Source organism: Polaribacter sp. 2405UD43-2 (assembly GCF_058147125.1).
This window is the reverse complement of the sequence record NZ_JBYVJX010000009.1, coordinates 75,753-92,440: the sequence shown is the minus strand read 5'-3', so window position 1 is coordinate 92,440 and position 16,688 is coordinate 75,753. Positions and strand designations below refer to the sequence as shown.

11 protein-coding genes are annotated in these 16,688 nt (G+C 30.5%); all 11 read left to right on the top strand.

What is annotated here, in order from left to right; all coding sequences use genetic code 11:
- Positions 1–3 precede the first annotated feature (3 nt).
- Positions 4–1,641, top strand: a complete 1,638-nt coding sequence (locus ACY2RX_RS12260) for a RagB/SusD family nutrient uptake outer membrane protein (protein WP_490104277.1) — start codon at positions 4–6, stop codon at positions 1,639–1,641.
- A gap of 27 nt (positions 1,642–1,668) precedes the next feature.
- Entirely contained in the window at positions 1,669–2,622 is a 954-nt protein-coding gene (locus ACY2RX_RS12255) for a DUF5017 domain-containing protein (protein WP_490104276.1), read from the top strand.
- A gap of 175 nt (positions 2,623–2,797) precedes the next feature.
- Positions 2,798–4,063, top strand: a complete 1,266-nt coding sequence (locus tag ACY2RX_RS12250) for a T9SS type A sorting domain-containing protein (protein WP_490104275.1) — start codon at positions 2,798–2,800, stop codon at positions 4,061–4,063.
- Positions 4,064–4,284: 221 nt separating this feature from the next.
- A complete protein-coding gene (locus ACY2RX_RS12245) occupies positions 4,285–5,571 on the top strand; it encodes a glycoside hydrolase family 88 protein (RefSeq protein ID WP_490104274.1) in 1,287 nt (428 codons plus the stop codon).
- 15 nt (positions 5,572–5,586) lie between these two features.
- Positions 5,587–7,080 (top strand): sulfatase family protein, encoded by a 1,494-nt coding sequence (locus ACY2RX_RS12240; protein ID WP_490104273.1) that lies wholly within the window; start codon positions 5,587–5,589, stop codon positions 7,078–7,080.
- Between the two features lie 10 nt (positions 7,081–7,090).
- Entirely contained in the window at positions 7,091–7,876 is a 786-nt protein-coding gene (locus tag ACY2RX_RS12235; protein ID WP_490104272.1) for a hypothetical protein, read from the top strand.
- Positions 7,877–7,892: 16 nt separating this feature from the next.
- A complete protein-coding gene (locus ACY2RX_RS12230) occupies positions 7,893–10,946 on the top strand; it encodes a chondroitinase family polysaccharide lyase (RefSeq protein WP_490104271.1) in 3,054 nt (1,017 codons plus the stop codon).
- A 12-nt stretch (positions 10,947–10,958) separates the two neighbouring features.
- Positions 10,959–12,581 carry a DUF4955 domain-containing protein gene (locus tag ACY2RX_RS12225; RefSeq protein ID WP_490104270.1) on the top strand — a complete coding sequence of 541 codons (1,623 nt, stop codon included), beginning with the start codon at positions 10,959–10,961 and terminating at the stop codon, positions 12,579–12,581.
- A gap of 338 nt (positions 12,582–12,919) precedes the next feature.
- Positions 12,920–14,767 carry an alpha-L-fucosidase gene (locus tag ACY2RX_RS12220; protein WP_490104269.1) on the top strand — a complete coding sequence of 616 codons (1,848 nt, stop codon included), beginning with the start codon at positions 12,920–12,922 and terminating at the stop codon, positions 14,765–14,767.
- 108 nt (positions 14,768–14,875) lie between these two features.
- Entirely contained in the window at positions 14,876–15,922 is a 1,047-nt protein-coding gene (locus ACY2RX_RS12215) for a PfkB family carbohydrate kinase (RefSeq protein ID WP_490104268.1), read from the top strand.
- An 85-nt stretch (positions 15,923–16,007) separates the two neighbouring features.
- The gene (locus ACY2RX_RS12210) at positions 16,008–16,673 is read left to right on the top strand and encodes a bifunctional 4-hydroxy-2-oxoglutarate aldolase/2-dehydro-3-deoxy-phosphogluconate aldolase (RefSeq protein ID WP_490104267.1); all 666 of its coding nucleotides are present in this window, start codon (positions 16,008–16,010) and stop codon (positions 16,671–16,673) included.
- Positions 16,674–16,688 lie beyond the last annotated feature (15 nt).

Genomic DNA, 16,688 nt, shown 5'->3' with positions numbered 1-16,688 from the left:
ATCATGAAAATAAAAATAGTTTTATTTACAATAATTGCAGCTATGGTTTTTCTAAGTTGCGAAAAAGAGTTAGAAATAACACCACAAAACAGTATTAACTCAGAAACACTTTATCAAACTGAAGCTGGTGCTTTAGCAGGATTATCTGGTGCATATAGCCGTATTGTTAGTGCATATAGAAATGCAATAATAAACGCACAATATCCAACAAACAATACAGACGAAGGTCTATTTAATAGAAATTGGACAAACGGAACTCTTAGAACTAATAATTATTCTCCAGTTGGTAGTCAAATAAGAGTATATTGGACTACCTTTTATGAAGGTATTTATGCAGCAAACATAATGTTAACCAAGCTGAAAAAGTCCCCTTTAGAAGAAAGCGTAAAAAAAGTATATATTGCTGAAGCACGTTTTGTAAGAGCTTTAATATATTTTGAAATACAAAAATTATTTGGTGGTGAAGAAGGAATACCAATGCCTTTAGAAGAAACAATTAAAGAATTATTACCAAGAACACCAGGTGTAGATGTTTATAAACAAATTATAAAAGATTTAGAAGCTGCAGAAAAAGACTTACCAACCGCAGCAGAAGCAATACCTGGTAGAGCAAGTAAAGGAGCTGCACAAGGCTTAATAGCTAGAGCCTATTTATATATGGCAAGTAAACCTATTAATGAGGCAGGAGCTTATAAAAAATCTAGAGATTGGAGTAAAAAAATAATGGACAATCCGTTTTATGGTTTAAATCCAAGCTATCAAGATGTCTTTGATAAATTAGCAGCAGGTAAATATGAGAAAAAAGAAATGTTATTTCAACTTGGCTTTACCAATGCAGTAAATATTGTATACGCCTCTAAATTGGGTTCAGAATTCGGAATGGCTGTTGGAGACAATAAATGTGGTAGAGGTTATGCTATTACCAATGCAACCACAAGTTTGGTCTTAAAATATAGATCAGACCCAACAGATGAAAGAGGACTTTGGAATACTTCTCCTTACAAGATTAACAATAATAATAATTGCAAATTTTCTACAAACACTTCTCAACATGGGTATGCAGCTTCAAAATACAGAAGATTTTTAGAAAAAGGTGGTGACATTAAAAATTCTAGTTTTGGTACACACCACTGGCCAATATTAAGATATTCTGATGTTTTATTAATGTATGCAGAAGCAGAAAATAAATTAAACCCTGGTTCTAGTTTGGCGCTAGATGCATTAAATAAAGTTAGAAAAAGAGCTAAAGCTACACCTTTAACTACCATCTCTGATCATCTAATTCAAGAAGAACGTTTATTAGAACTTTGTTTTGAAGGGCATAGAAAATTTGATTTGGTAAGATGGGGACTTTTAGAAGCCAAAGTAAAACAAGTCATTGCAGAAATGGAGGGTTACGCAAGAAACTCTTTTGTAAATGAAGATTGGACATCTTATGGAGAACCTAATTTAGGACCTGACGGAATACCAGAAAGTGGTGATGAACCTGCTGTAAGAAATATAAGAAAAAACTATTTTAGCCTTACTTCTACTTACTTTTTAGGGTACAGAAACTTCGATCCCACTAGGCATCATATTTTACCTATTCCTGAACAAGAATTAGGTATCAATACTAATTTAAAACAAACCAAAGGTTGGTAAACCTATTTAATTTAAATCATTCATAAAATGAAAAAATCAATTTATTTAGCAACCAGTTTAATTTTTGGAATTTTAATATTTCAAGGTTGCGAACATACAGTAGAGGTTGAAAAGCCAGACTTTAGTGTTACATTTAATTCAACAGCTAAAGTTGGAGAACCTATTGAATTTACTATTGATAATGCTCCTGATTTTTTAAGTTTTTTTTCTGGTGAATTTGGAAAAGAATATAAAAACAAAGACCGAACAAAAGCAGAAGGAAGCTTTTCTTTAACATTTGAAACTTCTAGACATTATATGGACGGAACAAGTAAATCCGACAACGCTTGGAGCTTATTAGTTTCTACAGATTATACAGGGTCAGGTAAAATAGCGGATGTTAAAGCGGCTACTTGGAAAAATATTTCTGATAGATGTACATTCGCAACTAATAGAACACATACACCAACAAATTCTGGCTTAATAGATATTACAGATATTGCAGGTGATAAACCTGTGTTTTTTGCGGTAAGAATTTATGCTGAGGGAAAAAAATCTGAGGGTAATAGGCAAGGAGTTTTTCGATTATATAGTTTTGATATTAACTTATTAGTTACCGATGGAAGTAATTCTTTTTCTTCGAAAATAACAGATTTAACAACCCCAGGTTGGTTTCCAGTAAATGTTGAAGGAACTCACCCTACCAAATCTGCAGAAAGAGATAACTGGAATAAAAGAAGTTTTGATAAATTTTACAGAATGATAGCTGACCAAGCAGAGTACACCAATGATGATTGGTTAATTAGCAAACCTATAGATTTATCTGGTACAGTTTCACCAGATAGAGGAGAGCCTTTAAAAACCTATTCAGAAAAATTAAAAACATTTTCTCATACTTATACCAAAGCAGGAACCTATACAATCTCTTTTGTAGGAAAGAACCAAACAGTTTATGGTAAAGAAACAAAATTAAAAGAATATACTATTACCGTAAAAGATTAATACCAAATTCTAATTCAAAATGATAAAACCAGCATATTTTATGTTGGTTTTTTTTGTGAAAAACATTATTAAAGATTAACCCTCTATTTTGAACAATTTCCCCCACTTTTATTTCTGTAAATTTCATTACTTTTACTCTATATTAAAAAACATATTAATCTCTTAAAAATATTTTATGATGAAAAAAACTACTTTATTATTCCTTTTTTTAACCTTTACTGCGCTCTCTATTTCAGCTCAAGTACAACCCAATGGTCTATGGTACCCTATGGGGAATACAACAATTTCTACTGTTAACGACGACGCAGATAATGGTGATGGAGTCGCTGATGGAGCTTTACTTTTTGATGGTCAAGATGATACTGGTCCATTAGGAGCTAAATTTACTTTTAATGGCACAATGGTAAGTGGTACTGCCTATAATACGGCTACTTACGCTTACAACACTAAAAATTCTTTTGTTAATTTTATTGTAAAATTATACAATAAAACAGATGATACTGAGCTTGCAGCTTCCCCAACATTTGTTTTAAAAGACACAGATTCTGGTGCTACTTTAATTAACTTAAATTACACCGCTACAGCGTCAGATGCTGGCGATGTACTTGAAATAAGATACCTAAGACAGAATTTAGATGCTGCAAGAGATTTTAAAATTGACAATCTAGCTTTAAATGGTACGTTTGTAACTGAAGTTTTACCAACCGTATCTGCTGCAGGAAGTTGGGGTGTTATAGGTACTACTAGTTTAAATTATTTTACAGATGACGCTGATAATGGTGACGGTGTAAACGATGGAGCAGTAGAAGTTAAAGGAGCAAATGTAGATCCTGTAGAAACCGTACAAGGAGGTAAATACACTTTAACTGAAGCAATGGCAGCCGGAAAAAGATATAAAGCTGAAATTGTTGCTTACAGTCTTTCAGGTTCTTATTGTAATTTTGTGATGGAATTATACAATGTTACAGACAATAAAGTATTAGTAACTTCTCCGAAAATAACTGTTCAAAAAAATGGACATGACGTAAAATCTGGCTCTGTAACTTATGACGCAGTTGCTAGTGATGCTGGCGATGTGTTGGCTATTAGATTCTTAAGAGTTGATAAATTTGAACATTATAGATCATTTAAAATTGATGTTTTAAAAATAAACAATGCAGCAATTACAATATCTGCTGCAGTTTTAGGTATAGAAGATAATATTTTAACAGAAGGGATTTCAACTTACCCTAATCCTGTAAGTGAAACTTTAAATATTAAAAAGTTAAATACAGATATTGCTATTAAAAGTGTTTCTCTATACAATTTATTAGGTAAAGAAGTTTATCGTGCTAAAGAAACTAAAAGTATTGATGTTTCTAGCTACGCAAGAGGTTTGTATATTTTAAAATTAGAATCTGTAGCTGGAGGAGTTTTAGCTAAGAAAATTGTTTTAAAATAGATATTAAAAAACCCATTTTTTTAATAAACCTCAATCAAAATTATTTTTGGTTGAGGTTTTTTTATTGTTCACACTAAAAAGTCATAGTTTGAACAATAATAACCTCTTTAATGAACAAGTATACCCACTAATTTTATAATTTATAGTAGCATCTTTGTTTGGTGTTAAATAAGATTACACACTAAAACATAAACACTAATTAAAATAATAAATACAATTAAATGAAATTACAATATTCAAATCAGTCTAAAAAATTTGAAACACTATTATCTTTAAGTGTTTATTTTTTTTCTATCGTATTGATATTCGCTTTCGTGGGCTGCAAAAACTCAGCTAAAAAAGAGAAAATAGCAGCAGTAAAAACTGTTACTACTGTTTCTGATGATTTCAATATTAATGCTCTTATTAAAGATTGTGAAAACCAATTAGAAATTTCTGTACCTAAAATAACAGATTTAACCAAACACCCAAGATTAATTGAAACAAATGAAACTGAATGGAAACAAGTACCCAATGATAAATTAGTATGGACTTCTGGTTTTTATCCTGGTGTTTTATGGTATGCTTACGATGTAACAGGAAATGACAAATGGAAAAAAGAAGCCATCAAAAGAACCGAAGTTTTTGAAGATTTTAAAAACATTACAGAACATCATGATATTGGTTTTATGATGTTTCCTGCATACGGAAAAGGATATCAAATAGGCAATAAAAAAGAATACAAAGATATTTTGTTAACCTCGGCAAAATCTTTAGCATCAAGATTTAACCCAAATGTAGGTACCATAAAATCTTGGTCTAATAAAATGCATCCACGCTGGAAACAGCACATTACAATTATAGACAATATGCTAAATTTAGAGTTATTGTTTTGGGCAGCTAAAAATGGGGGTGATAAAAAACTTTATGATATTGCTGTAAAACATGCAGAAACAACTATGAAAAATCATTTTAGAAAAGATTTAACTTCTTGGCACGTTTTAGAATACGACTCAATAACCGGAAAAGTTTTAAACAGACACACTAAACAAGGTTTTGCAGATGATAGCAGATGGTCTCGTGGACAAGCTTGGGGCGTTTATGGTTACACTATGGTATACAAAGAAACCAAAGACAAAAAGTTTTTAGATTTTGCACAAAAAATTACGGATAAATATTTGTCTTTACTCCCAGAAGATATGGTTCCTGCTTGGGATTTTGATGTTCAAAACAATCCCAAAGAAGAAAAAGATGCCTCTGCTGCTGCTGTTGTAGCATCTGCTTTATTTGATTTAAGCACGCTTGTAGAAAACAAAAAAGATAAAGAAAGATACTTTAACGCAGGTGTAAAAATGTTAAAATCTTTAGGCTCAAAAAAGTATTCTGCAGTTGGTAAAGCAGATGCTTTCTTATTGCATTCAACGGGTGCAAAATCTTTAGGACATGAAATTGATGTTGCATTAATTTATGCAGACTACTACTACATAGAAGCTTTATCAAGATTAAAAAAATTACAAGCAAACAAGTAAGAAAGATAATTTAAAATGAATTACTTAAAGGTTTTAACATATATTTTTGTTACTTTTCTTTTAATTTCTTGTAAATCAGTACCTCAAGAAATTAAGAAAGAAAAACCTAATATTCTATTTATTTTTCCTGATCAATTTAGAAATGCAGCTGTTGGTATTAACAACCAAGATCCTGTAATTACGCCTAATTTAGATAAATTGGGTAAAGAAGGGATGGTTATTTCTAACGCAATTAGTAACTATCCATTATGTAGCCCTTATCGTGCAATGCTAATGACGGGCAAATTACCTTATCATAATTCTGTGATGAGTAATAGTAACTCTAAACGTTACAAATACAATAATTCTTGGCAAAAAAAGGATGTAAGCATTTCTGATGTTTTAGTAAAAAATGGTTATGATGCGGGTTATGTAGGCAAACTGCATTTAACATCTCCACCTCCAATTAAAGGCAAAGACACTGTTCTGTGGGATGCTTATACGCCAAAAGAATTACGCCACGGATTTAATTTTTGGTATTCTTATGGTACTTTTGATCAGCATAACACCCCACACTATTGGGTAAATGATGCTAAAGAAGATGAATTAACTTATGTAAAAGAATGGTCTGCAAAACACGAAGCAGATGTTATTATAAATTACATTAAAAATCCATCTAAAAAAACGAGAAACAAAAACAAACCTTTTGCTTTATTTTGGTCTGTAAACCCTCCTCACCCACCTTATCAATATGTACCAAAAAAATATTTAGAATATTATAAGAATAAAAGTACAAAAGATTTACTGGTTAGAGAGAATGTAAATTTAAATGCTGATAAACCTGAGCTAGCTTTTCATAGAGGAGCAACAAAGAAAAAAGCACATTTAGCAAAAAAGCACATTAAAAACCACTTTGCGATGGTTACAGGTGTAGATGATCAAATAGGGCGAGTTCTAAAATCTCTAAAAGACGAAGGTTTAGAAGAAAATACCATTGTAATTATTACATCAGATCATGGAGAAATGATGGGAAGCCATGGGTTAATGTCTAAAAACGTTTGGTTTGAAGAAGCCATAAATGTGCCTTTCATTATAAAATGGCCAAAAAAAATTAAAGCAAATCAAAAGAGCGATTTAATAGTTAGTGTAACAGATATAATGCCAACACTGTTAAATCTTGCAGATGCCACAAAAGGGATTCCAACCCATTTAGATGGTAAAGATTTATCATCAATAATTACAGATAATAAAGGAGATAAACCAACTTCTGCATTGTATTATTTTATTTTAGGAGGCAAACCAGCTTCTGGGCATAGAGGTATTAGAACTCACAATCATACTTATGTAGTTACAATCGATAAAAAAAATGTAGAACGTAAGTTTTTGTACGACAATGTTAAAGATCCTTATCAAAAAACTAATCTTATTGGTAAAGATTACATCACAGAAAAAAGATTACACGCAGAATTACTTAAAAACTTGAAAGAGAAAAAAGATCCCTGGTTACAAAAATATTTAAACCTAAAATAAGAATACAAAAATGAACTTGAGAGCATTTAAATTATTTTCTTTTTTTAAAAATCAAACAGTAAGAACTACAATATGTATTTTTATCTGTTTGTCTTTTCTTTTTACTGCCTGTAAAAAAGAAAATAATTTAAATGCTACTTATAAAAGCGATTTTACCAATACAAAAACAAATACTTTTCAAAAATTAGAATACTGGACTAAATTCCCTAAAGAATGGCAAATTGCAAACGATAGAATTGAGTGCTTAGTTAGTAAAGAATTTAGAGAAATTAACCTATTAACTAGGCAATTAGCAACTTATGATGGAAATGTAGAAATAACAATTCGTTTAGGTTTTTTTAACGAAACCATTTCTAATTTAAATAAAAATTGGGCAGGATTTCATATTGGTTTTCAAAATAAAAATTTAGAAAATGTAATAAATTACAAAAAAGGCATAAATGTTGGGGTCTGTACAAACGGAGCATTATTTATTGGAATGCCAAGTCCAAATCATAAAAGTAAAAATATTATTGATGATTTAAAAAACGGGGTAGATTTAAGGGTTTTAATTTCTAATCACAAAGGTAGCTACACTATCGATTTTTCTGTTTTAAAACAATCAACAAACAAAGTATTAGGGCATATTTCAAAAAAGAATATTGCAGCAGAACAAATAATAGGTGGGTTCGCTTTAATAAGTAATTTTGAAAATAATGGAATTAGCACAAATAATAAAAGTGTTTGGTTTCAAAACTGGAAAATAAAAGGCTCTAAAATTGAAGTAATCAATCAAGAACAAAAGAGAAAAATATAATATAAAAGTAAATAATATGAATTTTTTAAATAAAATAAAACTTTTTTCATTTTTAGCAATCTTAACTGTTTGCTTTGTAAATGCGCAAAAAGAAAAACCAGCAGTAGAATCTTTCGAAAAAGAAACTGTTTTAAAAAAATACACATCAAAAAACAGTACACTTTCAGTTAGTAAAGATCATTTTCAATTTGGAAAAAACTCTTTAAAATGGGAATGGAATGATGCTGCCTCTTTTGGTACAGATCATTTTAGAATTTTAACCTTAGAAGAAAGTCCTTTAGATTACGGAGGTTTTTTTAGAACTAGCCCAACAATACAACTGGCAATTTATAACGAAATAGCCCAAGACGAAAAAGTAACTTTTTCTTTTGAAAAAAATGGTAAAAAAGAAGTATGGTTTAGCATACCAATTAACTTTACTGGATGGCGTACAATTTGGGTACCATACTATGAAATGGAAGGAAATGCTCCTAAACAAAAAGAGGCGATAGATTACAATTATTTTAAGGTTTCAACCACTGCTAAAAAGGGTTCTTTATTTTTTGATGATATTATTTTCTCTCAATATCAAGATGATAGACACCAATACCCAGATCAAATAGTTCCGTTTATAAAAAAAGGTCAAACCCATGAAAAAGATCACTGGATGCCATTAATTAGTTTTTATGAAAACTTTAAAAAACTAAAACCAAAACCTATTTCTGTTGCTACAAGATTAACTTTAAAGAAAATTGAAAATAAAATAGACAACTATTTAAAGATGCCAAAAAGGTACAAACTATACATCAATTCAATTAAAGATAATTATGCAAAATTAAATTTAAATGATAACGGAAAAACAATTACAGGGCCACCCCTACTATTTTCTACACAGCAGATTTATTTTGATAAAAAACAACAAGGACCAAGAAATTATACAGACATCAAAGAATTTAGTAAAACTCTAAAAAGAATAGCCAGTTATTACGATAGAGCTTATGGAGAAGACAAAGAAGCTATGCGTAAAATGTTTGTTAATTGTACAAAATACTATTTAGATCAAGGTTGGCAAGCAGGTTCTAATGGCGGAACAAGACATCATATTGGTTATGCCGTTAGAGATTTAGCTGCTGGATTTTATATAATGAGAAATACATTATATGAAGAAGGTTTATTAAATGAAGTAAGTAAAAGTTTGTATTGGTTATTTAACATTGGGGTAATTCTAGAAGACGAAAGCCACTTTGCAGTAAATATAGATTATTTAAATACTCAGGCTTTTTACCATTTAATGATTATTTTCTTATCAGAAAAACAAGAAACTCAAGGGGCATTATTAAGTGCATACTCTAACTATATGTCTATTATTTTAGGACAACAAGATAAAGAATGGGGTTTTAAAGTTGATGGTACGAGTTGGCATCACGGAGGGCATTATCCTGCTTATGCAATTGGTGCTTATAATAATGTACCAAGAATCATTAATTATCTGGCAAAATCAATATTTCGAGTAAAAACAAAAGGACACGCAAACTTTAAAAAAGCATTTTTAGCATCCAGAATATATAGTCAAAAATACGATTGGGGTTTTGGCCTTTCTGGAAGACACCCGTTTACTGGAGATTTTTCTAGATTAAAAGAGCAATATTTATTAATGGCAAATGCTGGTAACCCAACTGGAACAGAAAAAATAGACAAAGAAGTTGCTGCTGCTTATCTAAGATTATACGGAAATAAAGATGTCTTTAATACTACACTTTTTACTAAATTAAATGGTATTTATAGGGAAAATTTAAAAGGATATTATACTTTCCCGTATGCTGCAACAGCGGTTCAAAGAGGAAATAATTGGGCTGCTTTAATTAAAGGATATAGTAAATATGTTTGGGCTTCAGAAATTTATGTTTTAGACAATAGGTATGGTAGATATCAATCTAACGGAACCATTCAATTGTTAAACAATAAAGGTCAAAAAGGAAGTGGTTTTAAACAAGACGGATGGGACTGGAATCGTTATCCTGGTTCTACAGTAGTTTATTTACCGTTTGAAGAATTAGAGGCAGATAGTCCTTTATTAATGTTTAAATCTTATGAAACATTTGCTGGTGCTGTTACGTTAGACAACAATGGTGTTTTTGGCATGAAACTTAATGAAGGCAAAGGAAGTAATGAAGAAGGATCAGCTAACTCTATTGGTTTTCCTGCGAGATTAAAAGCTAAGAAATCCGTTTTCTCTTTTAATGATAAAATGGTTTGTATCGGTACAGATATTAAAAGTTTAGATACTAGATATCCTATACAAACAAACTTATTTCAAACCGCTCTTCTAAATAAAAATGATAAAATTATTACATCAGAAGGTAAAGCATCTAAATTTCCATTATCTGCTACCATTCCAGCAGAAAACAATGAAAAATGGTTGATTGATCCATACGGAAATGGATATCATATTTTATCAAATCATACCGTTCATTATAAAAAAGAGCATCAACATTCTTTTCATAATAAATACTCTGTAAACAGCGGTAAAGGTAAAAAAGGTGCTGGACCAACAGAAGGAGATTTTGCTTCTGCTTGGTTAGATCATGGCATTGCTCCTACAAATGAATCTTACCAGTATGTTATTTATCCTTTTTTAAATAAAGATGATCAAAAAGATTTTGGTGAAAAAATAAAAAAAGACAATAGTATTACTATTGAAAGAGCAGATAGAATTGCGCACATCGTATCTGACAAAAACTCTAATACAACAGGGTACTCTATTTTTGATGCTAGAAAAGAGCTGAATGATAAAATCATTAAAAAAGTGTCTGCACCTTCTTTAATTATGATTCAAACAGAGAATGGTAAAAACTTAACTTTAAGTGTAGTTAACCCTGATTTAAATTTTCCTAAAAAGAAAAACTCTTGGAGGTTAGAATCCTATAGTGCACCTATTGAATTAAAAGTTACATTAAAAGGAAAGTGGGATGTATTTAAAGAAGATTTTATTTTAGAAAACTCGTATTCTGAAAAAGACAATACAACAACCATTTTAGTAAATTGCGTTAACGGATTTTCAAGAGTATTTAAAGCAATTAAACAACAATAAAAAGATATAAAAATGACATTTAAAAAAAATAAATCTATTTTTTTAATTTCTTTTATAATAGCGGCAAGTTTTGTGTATAATTCAAAAGCACAAGAAGCGGCTATATGGAAGAAATATATAGGTGAAAACGATAATCCTGAAATACCAATGTTATTTGATTATTCTTATGCCGGTTATAAATTGGCAAATGAAGGAATTCCTGAGAAATTCGAACATTTAAAAACATTTAATGTTGTGGATTTTGGAGCAATTCCTAACGATAGTATTTCTGATCAAAAAGCAATTCAGGAAGCAATTATAGCTGCAGAAAAAAACAAAGGAGGAATTGTTTTTTTTCCAAAAGGAGAATTTTTGGTAAATGTAAACCCTACCAGAGCAAATCCTATTGTTATTAAGCTTTCAAATATTATTTTAAAAGGAAGTGGTGCTGGTAAAGATGGTACTATTATTAATATGAAAAATCATATGTTAAAAAGAACACCTAATGAACCTGAATGGCGGGTAAATTATATGTTTAAATTTTATCCGTATAGAAAACGTGTAAATAAAACTAGTATTACCAAAAACGCCAAAGAAGGAGACAGAGTAATAGAAATTGAAAATCCATATTTTTTTAAAAATGCTAAGTTTATTAAGCTAGAAATGCCATACAATGTAGGGGCAAGAAAAGTAGCTTTGCAGGGAAGAGAAGTAAGGCCACATTGGGAAAAAATAATAAAAAAAGGAGTACACTATATAGAAATCCACGAAATAGAAAGTATTTCTGGTAAAAAAATTAAATTAAAAGACCCGTTAGTAAATGATATAAATACAACTTATAATTGGGAAGCTAAACAGTATTACCCACTTGAAAACGTAGGTGTTGAAGACATTTTCTTTAAAGCAAATTTTAAAGATAAATTTATACATCATAAAGATTACATTCATGACAATGCTTGGTCTATCATATCTATGAATAAAGTTGCACATTCTTGGGTTAGAAGATGCAGATTTAGAAGTGTTACTGGTGCAGTATCATTTGGCAGTAGTTATGCATCTTCAATTTTAATGTTAATGGCAGAAGGGAATAGAGGTCATAAATTAACCAATGTTTCCCATTCTTCAAGAATTTTATCAGGTTTAGTAACCGACATAACAAATGATGGACAATTTCACGGTCCTTCTATATCTCACAAATCTTCTGGTTCTGTTATTTGGCGTATAAAAACTCCTAAACAAGGTTGGGATTCTCATGCAGATATTCCAAAAAATAATTTAGTCGATTTATTTGAAGGTGGTAAAATGACAAGCCATGGTGGTTCTCATACAAATGAACCTCATCACCTTAAAGGATTAACTCTTTGGAATTTTAAAAGAGTAGGAAAACCAACCGAAAACTTTAATTTTTGGAAACTCTCTGGTAAAGGTATGTATTGGGGGTTTGCTGTAGTAAACCCAACAATTGTAGGGATGCATGGTTCACAAACTAGTTTTGATGAAAAAAATGTAGGATATTTAGAAAGTTTGGGTACTAAAGTTTTCCCTGAATCGCTATACGAAGCTCAATTAAAACATAGGTTAGGCAAAACACCTAAATGGGTTACAGATGTTTTAAATGAATGGAAAAACCTAGAACAAAAGTGGTTAGACAATTAAATTTAAAATGTTTAAAAACAGTTTTTTTATGCTATCTTAAAGTAAGCCTTCGGCAAAGTACATATTGTAAATTTTTGCAATTGTCTTTAGTTTTGTATTTATGAGATGGAATCAAAAATACGGTAACGATAAGATGTTTAGTTTGGTAGAAGAATATCTTAAAAGTAATCCCTACTAGTATTTTTTATTTATATTTAAGTATCAGTGTTTTATAAAGTTTATTTGGCTAGTTAGCCCCCTTAAAAAGATTTTGTTGCCTACAGTTTAAAACCTATAAAATCATAAATTGCTTACCCAAAAATTATTAGATAAATTAGTATAAATTTTAATTAAATAAAATGAAGTATATAAAAAAGTTTAACAAGTTTTTATTTATAGTTTCTATTCTATTATTTTTTTCTTGTAAAGAAAATAAAAATTCAGACAAACAGTCTGAAATTCAAATACAAAAAAATAACCCTTCTAAAGTTGATGTTTTTTCTGAAACCTATGAATCTTATCAAAAAAGAATGCAATGGTGGAAAGATGCCAAATACGGAATGTTTATTCATTGGGGATTGTATTCTATTTTAGCAGGTGAATATAATGGAGAGGTTACTCCTAAAATTGCTGAATGGATTCAAAATACGCTAAAAATTCCTTTAGAAGACTATAAAAAGCTAACAAAACAATTTAATCCTAAGCAATTTAATGCCAAATATATTGTAGACATTGCTAAAGCTGCAGGAATGAAATATGTTGTAATTACTGCCAAACATCATGATGGTTTTGCACTGTTTAATTCAAAAGCATCTGCGTATAATGTTATGAATACTCCATTTAAAAGAGACATCATAAAAGAGCTTAAAGACGAATGTGATAAACAAGGATTAAGGTTCGGGGTTTACTATTCGCACGTAATAGATTGGGAACATCCACATGCATATATTGGTGATGGTAAATTAAAAGAACGTATGAATACGGTAGATTTTGAATCAGAAAAAATGGATCGTAAAATTTATCTTAAAGAAAAAGCTTTTCCTCAAATAAAAGAATTATTAACCAACTATGGTAAAATTGATATTATTTGGTATGATATGGGCGGAGGATTAAGCAACAAAGAATTACAAAAATTTATTACGTTTACAAGAAAATTACAACCAGATATTATTATTAGCTCTAGAATCGGTGACGAAGTAGCTCCTGATATTTTTAAACAACAAATGGACTTCGATTTTTACACGCCATCAGATAATTATTTCACAGGAGATCATTTACCAATTCCTTGGGAAATGGCAGGAACCACAAATGGTTCTTGGGGATATAGAAAAGATGACCACGAATGGAGAGAACCAGATTTTATTTTAAATTCACTAATCTCTTGTGCTAGTAGAAATGGTAATTATTTACTAAATGTTGGACCAATGCCAAATGGTTTAATCCCTAGTCTACCAGTAAAAAACCTAAAAATAGTTGGTAATTGGTTAAAAGAAAATGGCGAATCTGTTTACAACACAAAACCATCTCCTTTTCCTTGGAATTATAGTTGGGGACATATAACTCAAAAACCAAATAAAATTTATTTAAACATATTTAACTGGCCAAAAGACAATTCTATTGAATTAAACGGATTGCAAACAAAAATAGAATCTGTTAAAGTATTAGGAACATCAACAAAAGTTAATTTTAAGCAAGAAGGACGATTCTTAAAAATTAACTTATCAAACCTAACAAAAAAAGATTTAGCAACTACTTTAGTGGTAAATTACAACTCATCAAATTTAAAAATAGACACATCAATATCTCAAGATTCTAAAAATAATATTCGTTTAGATAGAATTTGCGGAACTTATGATAATAAAAAACTAATTTCTACCTGGAAATTCGAAGTTCATACTCCAGGTAAATTCAAAATTAGAATTATTTCAAATGAAAAAGCAAGGCATTCTAATCCAATTTGGGTAGGTTCAGAACAAGAAGGAACTTTAGAAATTTTAGGAAAAGAAATTCCTGTAAAACTAAAAAGAGATAAAGAAATCACAAACCCTTCTTTATTCTTTTATAAAGAAATAACCAGTAATATAGGCGAAATTAAAATTTCTAAAAAAGGTGCTTACACATTACAGTTAAGAGATATAAAAGTAGGTGCTGGTAAGTGGAGAGATGGATTAGGACTAAACAGAATAGTATTAGAGAAAATTAATTAGGTTTTGTATGCAATTTACCCCTCTTTATTGGGCAATACTGCCCCTACTAATATTTCATTTTATATCTAATTTTATCAAATAAAAAAATTAAATTTTAGTAAAGCAAATATGAGTAAAGTTGTCACATTCGGAGAAATTATGTTAAGATTGGCTCCACAAGGTTTTTTAAGATTTTCACAAGCAAATAATTTTGATGCCATTTATGGTGGTGGAGAATCTAATGTCGCAGTTTCTTTAGCAAATTATGGTGTAGATGTAGATTTTGTAACACGTTTACCTAAAAATGATATAGGTGAATGTGCAATGATGGAAATGCGTAAAAGAGGTGTTGGAGTAGATAAAATTGTTTGGGGTGGAGATCGCTTAGGAATCTACTTTTTAGAAACAGGCGCAGTATCTAGAGGTTCTAAAGTGGTTTACGACAGAGCACATTCCGCCATTGCAGAAATAGAATCTGGAATGATAGATTGGGATGCCGTTTTTGAAGGTGTAGAGTGGTTTCATTGGACAGGGATTACGCCTGCAATTTCTCAAGGTGCCGCAGATGTTTGTTTAGAAGCCGTAAAAGCCGCTAACGCAAAAGGAATTACTATTTCTACAGATTTAAATTATAGAGCAAAATTATGGAAATTTTGTGATGCTGCTCATAGAGAAAAAATAATGACAGAATTAACATCTTATTGTGACATTGTTTTAGGAAATGAAGAAGATGCAGAAATGCATTTTAGTATTAAGCCAGAAGGAATTGCTGTACAAACAGAAGGACACAATGTAAAAGCAGAAGCTTTCTTATCTGTTTGTGAACAAATGATGGAAAAATTTCCAAAAGCTAAAAAAGTAATAACAACATTAAGAGGTTCCATTTCGGCATCTCATAATACTTGGGCGGGTGTTTTATATGATGGAAAAAAATTATACCAAACTCGCCAATACCAAATTACTGATATTGTAGATAGAGTTGGTGGTGGAGATTCTTTTATGGGAGGCTTAATCTACGGATTATTAAAATACCCAAAAGATGATCAAAATGCCTTAGATTTTGCAGTTGCTGCCTCTTGTTTAAAACACACTATTAAAGGTGATGCAAACTTGGTAACAGTTTCTGAAGTAGAAAAATTAATGGGAGGTGATGCCTCTGGACGTGTAGCAAGATAAATTATGTTAAATTGTTTAAGCGTTGAATTGTATAACATTTTAACGCTTAAACTTTTACACATTTAAACAATTAAACATAAATAAGATGGCACAATTTACAAGAATAGAAGTAGCACAAGCAATGAAAGAAACAGGTATGATTCCTTTATTTTTTCATACAGATATAGAACTTAGCAAAAAAGTATTAAAAGCGTGTTACAATGGTGGAGCTCGTTTAATGGAGTTTACCGCTCGTGGAGATTTTGCTCACGAAGTTTTTAGCGAGTTAACTAAGTATGCTATTGCTGAATTACCAGGAATGATAATGGGAGTTGGTTCTGTAACAGATGCAGGGCAAGCTTCATTATATATGTCATTAGGAGCAAATTTTGTAGTAACTCCTGTTTTAAGAGAAGATATTGCAATTGCTTGTAATCGTAAAAAAATATTATGGTCTCCAGGATGTGGTACATTAACCGAAATCACTAGAGCAGAAGAATTAGGATGTGAAATCATAAAACTTTTCCCTGGTGATATTTACGGTCCTCAATTTGTAAAAGGAATTAAAGGACCACAACCTTGGACAAGTATTATGCCTACAGGTGGTGTATCTCCCACAAAAGAAAACTTAAAAGGATGGTTTAATGCTGGTGTAACTTGTGTAGGTATGGGCTCTAAATTGATATCAAAAGAAATTTTGGCAAATAACGATTTTAAAACTTTAGAAGAAAACGTTAAAGCTACTTTTAAAATTATAAAATCAGTAAAATAAAGATAAACTATAATT